The following is a 16,178-nucleotide window of genomic DNA, read 5'->3' as shown; positions in this document are numbered from 1 at the left end:
TATATTTGAATTAGCTGCCGCGATAAGTGGAGTAGGCGAAGGGGCTGATTAGTAATGGAATGTGATAATGCTGATTGATGTCTTCTATAAAAAATTGAATACAAACACGCGGGAAAAAAGTTTTGACTTCTTGGGAGGCAAAATAAGGAGCAATTTCAAATTCAAGTTGATAAGCACCTTCACTCAAGTCGTTTATTTCAAAATCACTCACTCGCCCATCTTGTTTAGTGGTTGCGGTCGCAATTAGTTCGTGAGTTGCTGCATGAAACAATTTCACTTCGACCTGTGCAGCCGGTTTACCTAAATTCGTATCTAAAATATGAGTGCTGATCATGTTTGTACTTCCTGTGATAGACGTAATAGAGCAATTGCTGCGAGTTGCTCATGCACAATGACTTTTTCTATAGCTAAGTTGTTTTGAAGACGTTGATGAAGTTTTTTTAAAATATCTTCGCTACTGAGGCCGGCTGCTTTAATTAAAAAAATAAAACCAAACTTCTGTTCATACTCAAGATTACCTTGCAGCAGAGCTTGTTGTGTTTGTTCATCCAACGAGATACCAGCTTGTTCTTTAGCTGAAAAATCTTGCTCTTTTGCATTGAGTTGTTTTTTTGCCTGTCGTTCCCCAATTTTTGGATGGGTTGCTAAAGCGGCCTGAATTTCTTGCCATGACCATGTGTGGCTTAATTGTTCTGCATACCCTAAAAGAACTGATGTTGAAGAGTAGGGACGTTCTGAAATAATTTTTTCGGCCCAAGCAGGAATATGGACGCAGTTGTTTAACAGAGTCTTGAGTTGCTCGGATGGGGCTTGATTAAACTCGGCTAAAAACACTGTTATTCCTAAACTCGTTATCATGATATAGAGTTTTAGCAATAACAGTGCCAAGAGTGGTTAATCTTTCACTAATGAATTTGGAAAATTAATAATCAACTAACGAGTTATGTGATTTTTAAACCAATATTCTGCAATATCCTGACGACGACACACCCAGACACGATCGTGCATTTGAATATAGTCGAGGAATCTTTGTAAGGCTTTAAAGCGACCCGGACGCCCTAAAATACGGCAGTGCATTCCAATAGACATCATTTTTGGTGCAGTTTCACCTTCTGCATACAGCACATCAAAACTATCTTTTAAATATTGGAAAAACTGCTCTGAGCTATTAAATCCGCCCGGTGAGCAGAATTTCATGTCGTTACATTCGAGCGTATAAGGAATAAGGAGATGAGGACGTGATGCCCCAGCCGTATCGGTTAGTGTGGTCCAAAAAGGCAGGTCATCACCATAATAATCAGAGTCGTATTGTATTTGTGGAAACTCTGCGAGTAACTGACGGGTATTAGGACTATCACGTCCGGTATACCAACCTATAGTCTTATTTCCAAACAAGTTTTCTAAAACTGATAAGGCTTGTTCTATGTGCTGTTTTTCGACTTCAATGTCGGTATCTTGATAGTGAAGCCAGCGGTAGCCATGAGAAACGACATCATAATCAGCTTCTTTAATGGCTTCGACAATATAAGGGTTACGGGCCAGCGCCATGGCAACGCCGAAGATAGTCATTGGAAGCTTGCGCCGTTGGAACTCACTATGGATGCGCCAAAAACCAGCACGTGAACCATATTCGTACATAGAGTCCATCGACATATGCTTAGCTGGATAGCTTGCAGCACCAATAATTTCTGATAAAAATTGCTCCGAACCTGCGTCGCCGTGTTCAATATGCTTTTCGCCACCTTCTTCATAATTCAACACAAATTGCACGGCAATCTTAGCATTGTTGGGCCATTTCACCTCTGGAGGCTGTCCGTGATAACCGATTAAATCACGTGAATAAGGAGACTTTTGAATCTGCTCAATGAGTTCTGCTCCAGATAGATAAGATTCGGTCACAATTGCTCTCCTTTTGTTCAATTTTTCATAAAAATTTAAAAAATCAGCTTGCATATTTTCATAGATGGACTGATATTGAAGGTATGAAGATCTTCAAAATAAATTAAAAGCAGTACGTTTAAGTCAGGAGATAACAAACCATTACACCATCAAAATGTACAATTAAAGTCAGTTCATGCATGCTTAAAACATGCCAACATAAAAAAGTTTTGCATAGAAAAGATCCACAGTAAGAAAGAGAGGATGGTATTTATGAATATTGAAATCCGCACAGATAAAAACATCCATAATAGTGAACGTTTAATTACTTATGTACGTGCAGAACTTACTCAAGAATTCCAACGTCATAGCGAACGTATTACACATTTCTCGGTTCATTTTAGTGATGAAAATGGGGACAAAGGTGGCGATAAAGATATCCACTGTATGATCGAAGCACGTCCTGCTGGCTTGAAACCAGTGGCAGTGCACCATAAAGCAGGAAATATTGATGCCTCAATTCACGGTGCGATTGAAAAACTAAAACGTAGCCTTGAACATACTTTTGAGAAAAAGGAACACCCGAGAGGTGGTCAACCAGAATTCATTGATGATGAAGTTTAAAAATTGCTAAAAAGCCCTTCGGGGCTTTTTTTATGAAAAATAAAAAAGACGGATAAAAACTCTTCACAACTTTTGGTTTGCAATGCAATAGCATTGACCTCTAAAATCTTCATCAGAGATTAGGCATAATAGCCCTAATATATTTTTGAGAGATGGTCATGTTAACCACCCAGCAGCAGGCTTTAATTAAAGCCATAGAAGAATTAGAACTTACGCAAGTACAAAAATTACTTGCTGAGGGGCTTGATCCGAATTTCATTGATCCGGAACAAGGGCCACCTGTATCAATTATTTGTGATGGAATTTTTAAATGGTGGGAAGATGTTTCGGAAGCGTATGAAGCAGGCACTCCCTTATCAAAAGAAGAAAAAGATCAAGCATTACAAGTTTATCTCGATATCCTTGAAGCCTTAATTCAGGCAAAGGCAAATGTTCATCTTTGGGATGCAGAAGAATTTTATGGTCCACTATGGGATGCAGCAAGTTCGGCATGCGCACCAGCGGTTCAACGTTTACTTGATGAAAAAGTTGATCCAAACACACGTGATGAAGAAGGACTCACCATTTTATCTTCAATCAGTCAGTTGTTCTTTGATTGTGATTTTGATGAAATAGATTGGTCAGAAGCGCTTCAAGAAGAGCGTGAAACACTAGAGTTATTGCGCCATCATGGAGCAAAAATGTCAAAAGAACTAACTACTTGATTGGAATATAGAATGAGAACATTTCAAATTTTAACTTTTGCTCTGACCACTGTTGCCGCAGGAAGTAGTTTTGCCGCAGAGTTCTCGTTTGACCGTCCAGGTTCGGGCTTCGGGACAGGTATCACTCCAGTGGGGCAGTTAGCTTGGGAACAAGGTTTGCCAAGTGCAACTTATACAGAAGCAACTGTTGATGGCGTGAAAGAAAAAACCGTAACTGTACATGGCGATATGTTATTCCGTACAGGTTTGGCGAAAGACTTAGAATTACAATTGGGTTGGCAAGGTCCGGGTTGGACTCAAACCAAGCGCGCTGGTAAAAAGACAGATACTTCTGGTTTAGGTGATGTAAGCATCGGCTTAAAAAAAGCGATTGATTTAAATGATGAAAATTTAACAATGGCTGTGTTGGCTCAAGCGCTTATTGCAACGGGTAATGATGAGTTTACTGAACATGACGATATTTATAGTTTAAGTTCGGCAGTGGCTTATCAGTATAATGATTTAATCAATACTGCAATTACGATGCGTTACGAAGTGCAAAACAGCAACTGGGCTGTAACAGCTATTCCAACAATCAATTATAAAATTGCTGGCAAACTTTCTGGCTATTCTGAATTTGTTTACCGTAAAGCTGAAAGCCAAGACTACCAATATGGTTTAGGTACAGGCTTAGTGTATGCAGTTAATAAACGTACTCAACTTGATGCAAGTGTAGGTGTCGATTTAGAGGGTCAAGATAAAGGCTACCATGGTGGCTTGGGCATGGCATTCTTATTTTGATAAAACCAACTTGAATTGATGTTAATGAAAAAGCTTATTTCTCAGGGAATTATTTATTTTCTAGCAGCTGCTAGTTTTGTATTGAGCCAGTTTGTTTTTGCAGAAGATAAGCTACTTTCACCCGAACAGGCTTTTTCATTTTCGGTTGAATCGCCACAATCGCATACCGCAAAGTTATCGTGGCAGATTCAGCCAAATTATTATTTGTATCAGCATAAATTTACTGTCCAGCAGGGTAATCAACCTTTAGCTTTAAATTTGCCTAAAGCCGTTTCTCAATATGATGAGAACTATGGGCAAAGTCAGGTTTATTACCATCAAGTCAACTTCCAGATTAAGACTAAACCTTCAGAGCACTACACTGTAACTTGGCAAGGCTGTGCCAAAGACCGTATTTGTTATCCACCACAAACTATTGAGTTTCAAACCGATGCAGATGGTCTGGTTGGTGTACAAAATCAAGCAGGAACAGCACAGAAACGCTTATTAGATTTGGCAAATAAACCAGTATTTCAAGAACCTTTAGAAGATCCGACAAGTTCAGAAAATAAAGCTGAAGCGGCCGCTCCCCAAATTGCACAAGACCAGATTTGGTCAGCTAAATTAATTGAACACTCACTTTGGTATGGTGTTTTATTGTTTTTAGGTTTAGGCATGCTGCTTGCATTTACGCCATGTTCTTTACCAATGTTGCCAATTTTAACCTCACTGATTATTCGAGAGCATAAGGGTTTAAAGGCTTGGACCATTGCGCTTACCTTTGTGTGTAGTATGGCATTGGTTTATGCAGGTCTAGGTTTAATTGCTTCTTCAGCAGGGCTAAATTTCCAACGCTGGTTACAACAGCCTGCTACGCTTATCGCGTTTAGTTTACTGTTTGTAGTTTTTGCGCTGAATCTATTTGGATTGTTTGAGCTTCGTTTACCGCAAACGTGGTTAAATCGGCTTGATCGTATTCAGTCTATGCAACAAGGTGGTACTTTGGTTGGTGCCGGGGTCATGGGCGTAGTTTCTGCGCTCTTGGTTGGTCCATGTATGACTGCACCTTTAGCTGGAACCTTATTATTTATTTCTCAAACCCAGAACCAATGGCAAGGTGCTTTGCTTTTATTCTGTCTAGGTTTTGGGATGGGAATTCCTTTACTCATTGCCAGTGTTTTAGGTGCAAAGTTCTTACCTAAAGCAGGTGACTGGATGCATCAGATTAAAGTAATTTTTGCTTTTCTGATGTTAGGATTAAGTCTTTATTTTATTCGCCCTTTATTGCCAGATTGGGGCATGCAAGTGCTTAGTTTATTGCTAGGGCTGGCTTTTATTATTTATGCGCTGTATCAGTTCTTTTGGAAAAAAGGGCAGTTACAGTGGCTATATGCCTTACTACTTTTATTGGTAACGCCATTTGTTGCTTATAACCAGTATCAGCATTTTCAAAATCGAAGTTTGCAAAGTTCCGACCATATGGCTGAATGGCATGTTGCAACTACAGCCGCAGACTTTCAGAAAATTTTAGCAGCAGCGCCTGCTGATCGGGCTATTGTCGTTGATGTCTATGCAGACTGGTGTGTGGCTTGTCAGCCTATTGAACATCGTATTTTAAAAGCGCCAGAAGTTCAGTCAGCTCTTGCGCCTTACTATCTCATTAAGCTTGATTTAAGCCATTATGATCATTCACATGAAGCTCTACTCAAGCAGTGGAATATTCTTGGGCCACCAACGTATCTCTTTTTAAATAAGCAACAACAAGAAATTCGTTCTTTGCGTTTAACAGGTGCCTTTAGTCAGCAAGAGCTTTTGCAACAGCTTGCAAGCTTATCGAAAGTTAAATAGTCAAATTGATTTTATATGTGGTATTTGTTGAAAAGTGCGGACTTGATTACGCCCTGAAGCCTTTACTGCATAAAGTGCTTCATCTGCCTGCCGAATGACAAGGTAGGGATCGTTTGCAAAAGCGGAACAGCTAATTCCAAAGCTTGCACTTACATGAATCTGAATATTCTGATTATTGAAAATAGATAACCCTTGTAAGGCAAGTCGGCAACGTTCCGCAATTTTTTCCGCTTGAATAATGTCGGTATGAGGGAGTAATAAAATAAATTCTTCTCCACCAAATCGACCAATGATGTCTTCATTACGTAAATTTTCAGAAAGACATTGAGCAATTTTAATCAGGACCTGATCGCCCTGATGATGTCCATATACATCATTAATTTTTTTAAAATGGTCTATGTCGAGAAGGACTAAAGCATAATCGAATTGTTGTTCGTGCAGTGTTTCAAGATGTGCATTTAAACTGCGTCTATTTAATACATTAGTTAATGGGTCGATCTGGCTTAAGCGTTGAATATAAGTTTCTCTTTGGCGCCATTGAGTTAGTAGAATTTCAAATAAAATAAAGCACGCCACTAAAATCGGCATAATAAAAAACAGCATACTCCCTAACCAAAATGGATTGGTTTGAGCATGTCGGATAGCCGTGAAGTTAAATAGTGGAGCGTAGGGTATAACCCCATTCATACTTAAATAAGTACACACGGCTAAAATAATTGTTGCTGGTATAAAAGCGCTATAAACAATTTTTCTTTCAAATAAAACTAAACCTACGCCAATCGTACCTACATAACCGACCATTGTGGCTGGGCTGATACTTCCTATTAAATAACCATCGTGACACAGCATGAGCATAAAGGCTTGCACGCTAATAAGAGGAACAATTTTTTGAGCCCAGTCTTGGTCTTTATAGCGGTAACACGGAATAATCAGCAAAGCTAATAAAAATAAGGTCAATAAGTTGAGCCAGAGCTGTGATTCGACTAAAGGTAAATTTGACCATTGCCAGACACCAGGCGTTATTAAGATATAGCCTTTCCATAAAATCCAACTGAAATTCATTGCACAGGCGAGGGTCAGCATCAGTGCACTTTTTTGTAACGGGGTCCAATTAATAATATGATTGTTATGGATGAATTCGAGAATCACCTGTTTTATTTTATTTATAGGATGAGTGATTAAACGAATTTTCATAATAATAAAGGAACTCCTAAATAGAGATATCTCTTCTTCAGATCATCCTAAAATGGGAGAGTTTGAATGATTCATAACCTAAACATACCATGATTCACTCATTAAACCTTAAGATTAAAGTTTTTATAAATAAGATGAAGTGAGAGGTATTTCAAGCTCATCACTTCATTCATTTTAATTAAGTTTTATCAAGTTCATGAGCAAATTCGGCAATATCTGCCATCGCATGTTTTGCTTCGTCGAACCAAGCATTAAACATCTGGAAGTTATGCCACATGCCTGTATAAAGTTTAAAATGTACTTTGACACCTGCTTCTTCAGCTTTTTCTCTAAAGCGTTTTGCATCGTCTAATAAAATTTCTTTAGAACCCACCTGTACTAAAGTCGGTGGCAAACCTTCTAAGTTATCAAAAATAGGCGAAACACGTGGGTCATCTGCTGCAATATGGTTGCCAATATAATGTTGAATACCTATTTGCAGGGCTTCAAGAGAAAGCAATGCATCATGTTTTTGGTTAAATCTTAAAGATTCACTGGTTAAGGTCAAATCTAAGAAAGGTGACAATAAAATTAGACCACTTGGCATGAGTTCGGGTTGTTCTTTTAAACGCAAGCAAAGTGCTAAAGCTAAATTAGCCCCGCATGAATCGCCCGATAAAATAATATCTTTGGGCTGAATACCTTGAACTAATAATGATTGATATACGTCATATAATGCTTCAATCGCTTCAGGATATGGATGTTCCGGAGCAAGTGGATAGTCCACATGAATGATTTGCATTTGGGTGCGGGCAGCTAAATCCGTCATAAATGCATGATGGGTTTTTACACTACCCAGAAAAAAAGCGCCGCCGTGAATATGAAAAATAAGCTGGGTTGCTGAATCCTGAGCTTTAATTTCCTCACCTTTTACACCAGCAAGCCGAATCGGACGAACAGTTACATTTTTTTGTTTTGGAAATGCTCGGCAAAGTTGTTCAAGCATAGGGCGTAAAGCAGTTGGAGGTAAATTCAACTGACTTGGTTTGCGAATTGCTGTTTTAAGAAATGTTTCTGTTAAATAATATTTTAAAACGTTTGGTATATTCATATAGTATCCGCTTATGTTAATAACTTGTTTCCCTATAAATTTTATTTTTCAAGGTTACAAGGTTACACGAAACAGTCACATTCAAAAATTGCAATATCGTTGCGAGTTTTGAATACTGAAGTCTTGAAAGACCCAAGGATATTACAAAAATGAAAAAGATTGCTTTAGCTTTAGGACTTGTTGGTATGGCTGCATTTGCCAATGCGGCTGACCCACTAAACGGAACGGTATGGAAAACGATTGATGACCAAACCAATAAGCCCAAAGCCGTAGTAAAGTTTACGGAACAGAAGGATGGAACCTTAACTGCAACCATTCAAAGCATTTTGACACCAGGTGAAGAAAACTCTTGTACAAAATGTGAAGGTCCGTATAAAAACAAACCGCTTAAAGGTGTCACCATTGTACATAATCTAAAAAATGTAGGTGGTACCAGTTATGAAAACGGTACAATTTTAGACCCTAAATCTGGCAAAACTTACAAATTAAAAGGTGAGTTGGCTGAGGGTGGTAAAAAGCTTAAATTACGCGGCTATATTGGTGTTTCAGCATTGGGCCGTAACCAAACGTGGATTCGTGCCAACTAAATCTGTGAATAAAAAAACGAGCCATTTGGCTCGTTTTTTTATGCATTTAAGTTTTGATAGGCAGTTTCATCAAAACCGACCAGAAAACCTTTAGAGGTCTGTAGAACTGGGCGCTTGATTAAGCTTGGCTGAGCAATTAGCGCTTCAATAAGATGATCTTCGCTGCTTAAAGCACGAGTTTGTTCATCTTCAGATAGTTTTTTCCACGTAGTACCTTTCTTGTTGAGAACGGTATCTTGTCCAATTTCTTTTAACCAGATTTTCAAGGTATCGGCATCAATTCCTTGTTTTTTATAATCGTGAAATTCGTAACTCAAACCTTTTGCTTGTAAGGCATCAAATGCTTTTTTCATTGAATTACAGTTTTTAATACCATAAATTTTTAACATTTTATCGGACCATGTCAAAAAGAAAGAACACACAGCCTAACCCAAAATGCATTTGGGCACTACTTTATACCGATACTTTTAAAACAAATGAAAAATAATGATTAAAACAATAAAGAATGTCATGTTATTGTCATAAGACAAGGTAATAATGAACTCAATAAGAAGAATCTAGAAAACTAAAAGAACTTAGCGCAAAAAATAAGAGATAGAAAAGAGAAAACCCGCATTTAATCATCCTGATCATGCGGGTCTCATTTCAACGTCCATTGTCACATCCTTGCAAATAAACTTATCTTAAGTTTATTTTATCTTCCTACGGCGTCCTATCCTTTTGCGTCATCCTGACTGCTTCCCTGTGCCGTGGGGCTATAATGCCGTTAAACGTGTGTAAGAAAAATACTCAAAAACGACATGTGTTGTAAGCAAAAACGACAATGCAAGTGAACACTTGTTCACTTAATCTTGAATTTTATAGTCGATAATAACTGGAGCATGATCGCTAAACCATTGATCTTTATAAACCCATGCATTTACTGTGCGTGCTTTCCAGTCTGGTGAACATGCTTGGTAGTCAATACGCCACCCTACGTTTTTCGCACGAGCTTGTCCGCGATTTGACCACCATGAGTACAATTCGGCTTCTGTTCTTACCACACGGAAGGTGTCTACATAGCCAAGTTCATCATAAATATGATCAAGCCAAGCACGCTCATGTGGTAAACAGCCAGACGACTTCTGGTTGCCCGACCAGTTTTTAATATCAATTCGTTTATGAACAATGTTGTAATCGCCACAAATAATGATGGACTTATTCTCATCACGCCATTGTTTTAAGATTTTTGCGTATTCACCCAAAAATAAATCTTTACGTGCCTGCGCTTCTTCACCACTTGAGCCCGAAGGTAAGTATAATGATGCAATATGTACGGGATGTGACAAACCCAAATCAAATTCGGCAGAAATGAAGCGGCCTTGACTATCGGCCAATTCAAACCCTAAACCATCTTTAATAGAGACAAAGGGTAAGCGGCTATAAATTGCAGTACCTGCGTAGCCTGCACGCTCTGCTGGAAAGAGATGGGTATGCCATCCCTCGGGTCTAAATTTCTCAGTCCATTGTTCATGGGTAATGCGGCTTTCCTGCATGCATACGACATCGGCATCGGATTGTTCTAACCATTCAAGTAAGCCTTTCGTCACTGAAGAACGTAAGCCATTTACGTTAATGGAAACGACTCGAAGAATTTTTACATCACTTGGATACTGATCCTTTGGTATCATGCGAAAATTTAACCTCAATTGTGAATTTGGAGCACCTCATGACAACGCCTGTGTCATTTCACCCGCAAGCATTTATCGAACTCGCATTATCACGCGGTGTGCTTAAATTTGGTGAGTTTACTTTAAAATCTGGACGCGTGAGTCCTTATTTTTTTAATGCAGGCCTACTCAACGATGGTGAAGCTTTATCTCTTTTAGCGCAAGGCTATGCCGATAAATTAACACAATGCGAAAATGTTGATGTGATTTTTGGCCCAGCTTACAAAGGTATTCCATTTGTAGCTGCGACTGCTGTTGCTTTGTCGCAAACACATAACAAGAGCGTGCCATGGGGTTTTAACCGTAAAGAAGCGAAAGATCATGGCGAAGGTGGTGTTTTAGTTGGTGCTGCGGTTGAAGGTAAAAAAGTCTGGATTATTGATGACGTGATTACCGCAGGTACAGCGATTCGCGAAGTGGTAACGATTTTGAAAAGTGCCGGTGCAACTATTGCGGGTGTTTTGGTTGCGCTAGATCGTCAAGAACGTGGTCAAGGTGAACTTTCTGCAATTCAAGAAGTTCAAAAAGAATTAGAAATTCCTGTGCATGCACTGATTACTATGAAGGACTTAATGGATTATTTAGAAGCGAAAGGCGAAAAAGAAGCGCTAGCTAATATGCAAGCTTACCGTGAAAAATACGGTATCTAAAAATAAAAAGGCATACCTCTAAAGTAGGGGTGTGCCTTTTTAATATTTTTACTTAAAACTGATAATTTAAACGCAATAACACATTACGTGGTGTGCCTGGCATGCTGTCTGAACGCCAGTACTCTTTATTGGTTAAATTGTTCACCGCAAGTGTGACATTCCAAGGGTCGGCACTATAGCCAATTGCTGCATCAACACGATTGAAGCCTTCCATTTTTACTTGATTATTAATATTTGGATAATAAGAACCGACATAGGTCACGCCCACTTCGGTATACCACTGCTCGGTTGGTAAATAACGAACAAATAAATTACCTGTGTTCTTAGATGTGTTTGCTAAATAGTTGCCTTCACGTTCAGGATTTTGCTTGTCTTCTTTTACTTTTGCATCTGTGTAGCCATACCCACCGCGAACAAAGACATTATCAAGTACACGCCCAATAAAGCTAAATTCGAGACCACGAGATTGATGCTGACCGGCAGTTGCCCATACATCTGGCTCACTGTCTGGGTTTGGTTTATAGCGAATATTATTTTTACGAATATCAAAGACAGAAAATTGAGTATTTAACCGATTATCTAACCATTCACTTTTTACACCCACTTCATATTGCTCATTATATTGAGGCTCTTTATCCATTTTTGTGACATCGGTGCTCCCAGTAACTTGGTTAACACCCATTTGTCCGCCAAATGGTGCAAAACTCTTAGAGTAAGACGTATAAAAGCTATGTTCTGGAACGGGTTGCCAGACTAAACCCAAATTTGGACTAAGACTACTGTCTTTTACATTACGATGATCATTATTAAGTTTATTGGTAGTTGAAAAGTCAAAGTAATCATAACGTAGGCCCATCATGAGTTTAAGTTGGTCATTTAGACCAATTAAATCCTGAACAAATACACCATAAGTGGTACCTTCATTGTAGTTATGTTGGCTAATTAAAAGAGGGCCATTGCCACGACTATATTCACGTTCACCAGTGAGCGGATTAACATAACCATAAATGGCTGAACCGTTTTGAGTCTTATTGGCTAGACGTGGTTCTCGTTGCTCATAGGTCCAGTCTGTACCGACCATAATTTGGTGCTCAAGCGAGCCTGTTTTGAATTTACCCTTAATATCAAAGGTATTGGTTGTGGTCTTATTGCTAGTTTGTTGCCAATAGTAAATTTGATTGATATAGCCTTTTTTTGTTGTACAGATTTTGCCTTTTAAATCTTTGCCATCTAACCCACAATAAGTCCCAAAATAAAAGTGGTCAAAGTTCTGTTCTGCTTGACGGTAACTCGCTGCCCAGTGGAAGTTCCAGTCAGGTGCATATTCATAATTTACATCGGTACGGACCACTTGCAAAATATCATCAACATAATCGCCATCTTGGGCAAATCCTGTTTTGATAGATGTACCTGCAGGTAGATTGTCACGCGTTGGCCCACGGTCAGGAACTCGACCTAATTTGTCATAGGTATATTGTGTGGTCCAAGTGAGTGTTCCATCGTCATTTTTATAGGTAAAGCTTGGGGAAAACATCTCAATTTTATTTTTAATACCTGAGCGGAAGCTGCCTGACTCGCCATATTCTCCAGTCAAACGTACTGCTAAATTGTCATTAAGTACTTGGTTGATGTCAGCCGTTGTACCGTAATTATCGTATGAACCCGCATATGCACCAACTGAACTTTTAGAGTCAAAATTGGCAAACTTACTCACCATATTCACAACCCCACCACCAGCGCTACGTCCATACAAAACCGAAGCAGGGCCTTTTAAAATTTCAATACGTTCAATATTGGCTGTACTGCGGCGTACTTGTCCGCTTTCACGTATACCGTCGCGGTAAATATCGCCTGTGTCTGCACCAAAACCACGAATCGTGATCCCATCGCCGCGCATATCGTAACTGGTTGATACGCCTGGTGTACCTTGCAGCATGACGCTTAAATCATTTGATCCATAAATTTTATATTTCTGAACATCAATGGTATCAACGGTTTGCGGAATATCTTTTTTATCTAAACCATTACGAGTGACATTGGCTTTGTCGTAGTCGATATAACTTTTGATGGGATCGAGTTCACTCATCGCTTCAATTTTTATAGTTGGCATGACTGCTGCAACTTTTGAAGCTGAGTCAGCTAATTCCTCTACGTAGGCACCTTGAATATTCAAGATCATTAAACTGAGTAGGCTAAGTGGGAACGAGCTTTTAATTTGGGGAGATGAGATAGAAATTTTTAACATAAAAATAAAGTCAATTAACAAAAATAAAAGTATAAATGATAATTATAATCATTTAATTGTTTAGAATAAAAGAACTATTGCTTATAAAATTATCGTGATAGATTTTTAATTGTTGATTTTAAAAAAATAATTTATGTGATGAATAATTGCTTGATTGAAATGATTAGTTTTATTTATGAATAGAGGTTTGAAGAGGGTGCTTCATTATTAAAAAACACCCTTAGAGTTAAGCATTGTTTTTGAGCACATCTACAATATCCATTTCTGGATCATAGTTTTCATCAATCGTTTTGCAAATTGCTTGGCCCACTATCACTTGAGTGCCATTAAAGGTCATGGTGGGTGCTTCATATAATTCCCAGCCATGATTGAGCGCTTTAGTCACTCGTGCGCAAAAAGCAGAGTCATCAGGGCCTGTTAAATAGCGATAAAGTTTCATCTTTAGCCTTTAAAAAATAATATTTTATGACCTTAGTTTAACTGAATTTATCTGAATTCAAGATAAAGAAATAACCGATAAGGTTTTACTAAAATTAAGAAAAACGAGTGAAAAATCTCAGCTATACTCATGCTAATTTAAATTTTAAGAAGAGCTTGAGCATGCGTGTACTTGTCGTCATGGATCCGATTGAAACCGTAAATCTGAAAAAGGATTCAACCATGGCAATGTTGTGGGCGGCGAGCCGTCGTGGACATGAGTTAGGTTATGCATTACAACAAGATTTATATATCGATCAAGGTAAGGCTTACGGTCTCATCTCTCCGTTAAAAGTTTTTGAAGATTACAGCCATTATTATGAGTTAGGCGAAAAGAAAAAAGAATCAATCGCGGCTTATGATGTTGTACTCATGCGTAAAGATCCGCCTTTTGACATGAACTTTGTCTACACGACTTATGTGCTTGAGCAAGCTGAGCGTGAAGGCGCATGGATTATTAACAAGCCTCAATCACTGCGTGATTGCAATGAAAAACTTTTTGCTACGCAGTTTCCAGAGCTACAAGTGCCTACACTTGTGACATCACAGCAGAGCCTGATTCGTGAATTTATTAAAGAACATGGCGATGTGATTGTTAAGCCACTTGATGGTATGGGCGGGATGGGTATTTTCCGTTTATACCAAGACGGTGTAAATATTGGTTCTACATTGGAAATGTTGACAGAATTAGGCACTCGTCCAATTATGGCTCAGCGTTATATTCCTGAAATTGTAGAAGGGGATAAACGAATTCTAATGGTGAATGGTGAACCTGTTCCGTACTGTCTAGCTCGTATTCCACAAAATGGTGAAGTGCGCGGTAACTTGGCAGCAGGTGGTTTAGGCCAAGCGCGTCCACTTACTGAAAATGACAAACTCATTGCAGCGAAAATCGGGCCTTTCTTACGTGAAAAAGGATTGGTATTTGTTGGGCTTGATGTGATTGGTAATTATGTGACTGAAATTAATGTGACTAGCCCAACCTGTATTCGTGAAATTGATGCTCAATTTGGTACATCAATTGCCGATGATCTATTTGACGTATTAGAAGCGGGTCGTCCTGCTCAATAATCCAGTTTGAGTGATTTCCTAAGCGAATGCTGGGAAATCACCTAAAAATATATCAATTAATAAAACCACAATATGAAATACGCTAGCGCTTTGTAGGCATATTTTCAAAAAAGCACATCTTTCTGTTATAAACGAGTGAAATTCGCTTTTCGTTAATGAAGCTTTAGGATTAAAATAAACGGCTACAAAAATAGATGACAATTTCCATTGTTTTTTGAGTTGAAGAATTAGACCGTGACAGATTCACAGCAAAGCAAACCTAAACATGTCATGATGATGGCTGCCGGTACTGGTGGACATGTTTTTCCAGCCCTCGCCGTAGCCAAACAACTTCAACAGCAAGGTTGTCAAGTTTCATGGTTAGCCACGCCAACAGGTATGGAAAATCGGTTATTAAAAGATCAAAATATTCCAATATATCAAATTGATATTCAAGGTGTACGTGGCAACGGGGTCATCCGTAAACTTGCTGCGCCTTTTAAAATTTTAAAAGCAACTTTTAGCGCGATGCGCTATATGAAACAGCTTAAAGTTGATGCAGTAGCTGGCTTTGGTGGCTATGTTGCAGGACCGGGTGGTCTGGCTGCTCGCTTATTAGGTATTCCTGTTCTCATTCATGAGCAAAATGCAGTTGCCGGTTTTACCAATGCACAGTTGTCACGTGTAGCTAAAGTAGTATGCGAAGCATTCCCAAATACTTTTCCTGCGAGCGAAAAAGTGGTCACTACCGGAAATCCGGTACGCCGCGAAATTACAGATATTTTAAGCCCCAAATGGCGCTACGATGAGCGTGAGCAAGCGGGTAAGCCGTTAAATATTTTAATTGTGGGTGGGTCTTTAGGTGCAAAAGCACTTAATGAACGTTTACCTCCGGCATTAAAACAACTTCAAGTGCCACTGAATATTTTCCATCAATGTGGTCAGCAACAGGTTGAGGCAACTCAAGCTTTGTACGCAGATGCGCCAGCAAATTTAACTGTACAGGTTTTGCCTTTTATTGAAGATATGGCAAAAGCCTATAGCGAAGCAGACCTGATTATTTGCCGTGCGGGCGCTTTAACTGTGACAGAAGTTGCTACCGCTGGAGTTGCAGCAGTTTTTGTGCCGCTTCCAATTGCGGTAGATGACCACCAAACTGCAAATGCCAAATTTCTGGCCGATGTCGGAGCTGCAAAAATTTGCCAGCAATCGACCATGACACCAGAAGTTTTAAATCAATTGTTTACTACGTTGATGAACCGCCAATTGCTTACAGAAATGGCAGTGAAAGCGCGTCAACATGCCCAACCAAATGCAACTCAGCATGTGGTTGATCTTATTCAAAAAATGTAATCGGATTTAC

The 16,178-nt window shown here is 39.1% G+C and carries 17 protein-coding genes; 8 read left to right on the top strand and 9 right to left on the bottom strand.

All coding sequences use genetic code 11. The features are described from left to right. Positions 1–10: 10 nt before the first annotated feature. The 3 genes from uraH to puuE all read right to left on the bottom strand — a co-directional run bounded on the left by uraH (position 11) and on the right by puuE (position 1,899). The gene (gene uraH, locus J678_RS08905) at positions 11–334 is read right to left on the bottom strand and encodes a hydroxyisourate hydrolase (RefSeq protein ID WP_031955557.1); all 324 of its coding nucleotides are present in this window, start codon (positions 332–334) and stop codon (positions 11–13) included. Further along, positions 331–834: a 2-oxo-4-hydroxy-4-carboxy-5-ureidoimidazoline decarboxylase gene (uraD, locus tag J678_RS08900; protein WP_004711460.1), complete on the bottom strand. Its 504-nt coding sequence runs from the start codon at positions 832–834 to the stop codon at positions 331–333. Before uraD ends, uraH begins: the two co-directional genes overlap by 4 nt. 99 nt (positions 835–933) lie before the next feature. Beyond that, positions 934–1,899, bottom strand: coding sequence for an allantoinase PuuE (gene puuE / locus J678_RS08895; RefSeq protein ID WP_032027263.1), 966 nt, complete (start codon positions 1,897–1,899; stop codon positions 934–936). 252 nt (positions 1,900–2,151) lie between these two features. Between puuE and J678_RS08890 the strand changes: the two genes are divergently transcribed. From J678_RS08890 to dsbD, 4 genes are all read left to right on the top strand, one after another. After that, complete coding sequence (locus tag J678_RS08890) at positions 2,152–2,502, top strand: HPF/RaiA family ribosome-associated protein (RefSeq protein WP_002053923.1); 351 nt, start codon at positions 2,152–2,154, stop codon at positions 2,500–2,502. 158 nt (positions 2,503–2,660) lie between these two features. Next, positions 2,661–3,206, top strand: a complete 546-nt coding sequence (locus tag J678_RS08885) for an ankyrin repeat domain-containing protein (protein ID WP_004711466.1) — start codon at positions 2,661–2,663, stop codon at positions 3,204–3,206. Between the two features lie 12 nt (positions 3,207–3,218). After that, complete coding sequence (locus J678_RS08880) at positions 3,219–3,986, top strand: transporter (protein WP_002053755.1); 768 nt, start codon at positions 3,219–3,221, stop codon at positions 3,984–3,986. A gap of 18 nt (positions 3,987–4,004) precedes the next feature. Beyond that, the gene (gene dsbD / locus J678_RS08875; RefSeq protein ID WP_031955559.1) at positions 4,005–5,813 is read left to right on the top strand and encodes a protein-disulfide reductase DsbD; all 1,809 of its coding nucleotides are present in this window, start codon (positions 4,005–4,007) and stop codon (positions 5,811–5,813) included. On the opposite strand, the gene J678_RS08870 is transcribed toward dsbD, so the two are convergent. Together J678_RS08870 and J678_RS08865 are read right to left on the bottom strand one after the other, a co-directional pair. After that, positions 5,814–7,007: a GGDEF domain-containing protein gene (locus tag J678_RS08870; protein WP_031955560.1), complete on the bottom strand. Its 1,194-nt coding sequence runs from the start codon at positions 7,005–7,007 to the stop codon at positions 5,814–5,816. 178 nt (positions 7,008–7,185) lie between these two features. After that, a complete protein-coding gene (locus J678_RS08865) occupies positions 7,186–8,097 on the bottom strand; it encodes an alpha/beta hydrolase (protein ID WP_002053915.1) in 912 nt (303 codons plus the stop codon). Positions 8,098–8,246: 149 nt separating this feature from the next. Here J678_RS08865 and J678_RS08860 point away from each other — a divergent pair, with 149 nt between their 5' ends. Further along, positions 8,247–8,684 (top strand): DUF2147 domain-containing protein, encoded by a 438-nt coding sequence (locus tag J678_RS08860; protein WP_002053814.1) that lies wholly within the window; start codon positions 8,247–8,249, stop codon positions 8,682–8,684. Positions 8,685–8,722: 38 nt separating this feature from the next. Here J678_RS08860 and J678_RS08855 read toward each other — a convergent pair whose 3' ends face one another. Continuing rightward, positions 8,723–9,073, bottom strand: coding sequence for an arsenate reductase (locus J678_RS08855; protein WP_002053925.1), 351 nt, complete (start codon positions 9,071–9,073; stop codon positions 8,723–8,725). Between the two features lie 456 nt (positions 9,074–9,529). Beyond that, positions 9,530–10,354, bottom strand: a complete 825-nt coding sequence (locus J678_RS08850) for an exodeoxyribonuclease III (protein ID WP_006582457.1) — start codon at positions 10,352–10,354, stop codon at positions 9,530–9,532. 38 nt (positions 10,355–10,392) lie between these two features. On the opposite strand from J678_RS08850, the gene pyrE reads away from it, so the two are divergent. Further along, on the top strand, positions 10,393–11,043 hold the full coding sequence (gene pyrE / locus J678_RS08845; protein WP_031955561.1) for an orotate phosphoribosyltransferase: 651 nt from the start codon (positions 10,393–10,395) through the stop codon (positions 11,041–11,043). 52 nt (positions 11,044–11,095) lie between these two features. Here pyrE and J678_RS08840 read toward each other — a convergent pair whose 3' ends face one another. Continuing rightward, positions 11,096–13,288: a TonB-dependent receptor gene (locus J678_RS08840; RefSeq protein ID WP_031955563.1), complete on the bottom strand. Its 2,193-nt coding sequence runs from the start codon at positions 13,286–13,288 to the stop codon at positions 11,096–11,098. Positions 13,289–13,514: 226 nt separating this feature from the next. Continuing rightward, positions 13,515–13,727: a DUF1737 domain-containing protein gene (locus J678_RS08835; RefSeq protein WP_004711478.1), complete on the bottom strand. Its 213-nt coding sequence runs from the start codon at positions 13,725–13,727 to the stop codon at positions 13,515–13,517. Positions 13,728–13,888: 161 nt separating this feature from the next. Between J678_RS08835 and gshB the strand changes: the two genes are divergently transcribed. Both gshB and murG read left to right on the top strand, forming a co-directional pair. Beyond that, on the top strand, positions 13,889–14,836 hold the full coding sequence (gene gshB, locus J678_RS08830) for a glutathione synthase (protein WP_017393064.1): 948 nt from the start codon (positions 13,889–13,891) through the stop codon (positions 14,834–14,836). A 234-nt stretch (positions 14,837–15,070) separates the two neighbouring features. Then, positions 15,071–16,168, top strand: coding sequence for an undecaprenyldiphospho-muramoylpentapeptide beta-N-acetylglucosaminyltransferase (gene murG / locus J678_RS08825; RefSeq protein WP_000132437.1), 1,098 nt, complete (start codon positions 15,071–15,073; stop codon positions 16,166–16,168). The last annotated feature ends 10 nt before the right edge of the window (positions 16,169–16,178 follow it).

This window comes from Acinetobacter sp. 1424608 (assembly GCF_000588255.1).
GTDB classification, from domain to species: Bacteria; Pseudomonadota; Gammaproteobacteria; order Pseudomonadales; family Moraxellaceae; genus Acinetobacter; species Acinetobacter nosocomialis.
The sequence above is the reverse complement of the archived record's forward strand: the minus strand, read 5'-3'. Positions and strand labels throughout refer to the sequence as shown.

Excerpts from the sequence above, each read along its gene's own strand:
- J678_RS08840 (WP_031955563.1), bottom strand. The coding sequence starts at position 13,288 with ATGTTAAAAATTTCTATCTCATCTCCCCAAATTAAAAGCTCGTTCCCA.
- gshB (WP_017393064.1), top strand. The coding sequence starts at position 13,889 with ATGCGTGTACTTGTCGTCATGGATCCGATTGAAACCGTAAATCTGAAA.
- J678_RS08850 (WP_006582457.1), bottom strand. The coding sequence starts at position 10,354 with ATGATACCAAAGGATCAGTATCCAAGTGATGTAAAAATTCTTCGAGTC.
- J678_RS08880 (WP_002053755.1), top strand. The coding sequence starts at position 3,219 with ATGAGAACATTTCAAATTTTAACTTTTGCTCTGACCACTGTTGCCGCA.
- pyrE (WP_031955561.1), top strand. The coding sequence starts at position 10,393 with ATGACAACGCCTGTGTCATTTCACCCGCAAGCATTTATCGAACTCGCA.
- J678_RS08865 (WP_002053915.1), bottom strand. The coding sequence starts at position 8,097 with ATGAATATACCAAACGTTTTAAAATATTATTTAACAGAAACATTTCTT.
- J678_RS08835 (WP_004711478.1), bottom strand. The coding sequence starts at position 13,727 with ATGAAACTTTATCGCTATTTAACAGGCCCTGATGACTCTGCTTTTTGC.
- J678_RS08870 (WP_031955560.1), bottom strand. The coding sequence starts at position 7,007 with ATGAAAATTCGTTTAATCACTCATCCTATAAATAAAATAAAACAGGTG.
- J678_RS08885 (WP_004711466.1), top strand. The coding sequence starts at position 2,661 with ATGTTAACCACCCAGCAGCAGGCTTTAATTAAAGCCATAGAAGAATTA.
- dsbD (WP_031955559.1), top strand. The coding sequence starts at position 4,005 with ATGTTAATGAAAAAGCTTATTTCTCAGGGAATTATTTATTTTCTAGCA.
- J678_RS08855 (WP_002053925.1), bottom strand. The coding sequence starts at position 9,073 with ATGTTAAAAATTTATGGTATTAAAAACTGTAATTCAATGAAAAAAGCA.
- uraH (WP_031955557.1), bottom strand. The coding sequence starts at position 334 with ATGATCAGCACTCATATTTTAGATACGAATTTAGGTAAACCGGCTGCA.
- J678_RS08890 (WP_002053923.1), top strand. The coding sequence starts at position 2,152 with ATGAATATTGAAATCCGCACAGATAAAAACATCCATAATAGTGAACGT.
- J678_RS08860 (WP_002053814.1), top strand. The coding sequence starts at position 8,247 with ATGAAAAAGATTGCTTTAGCTTTAGGACTTGTTGGTATGGCTGCATTT.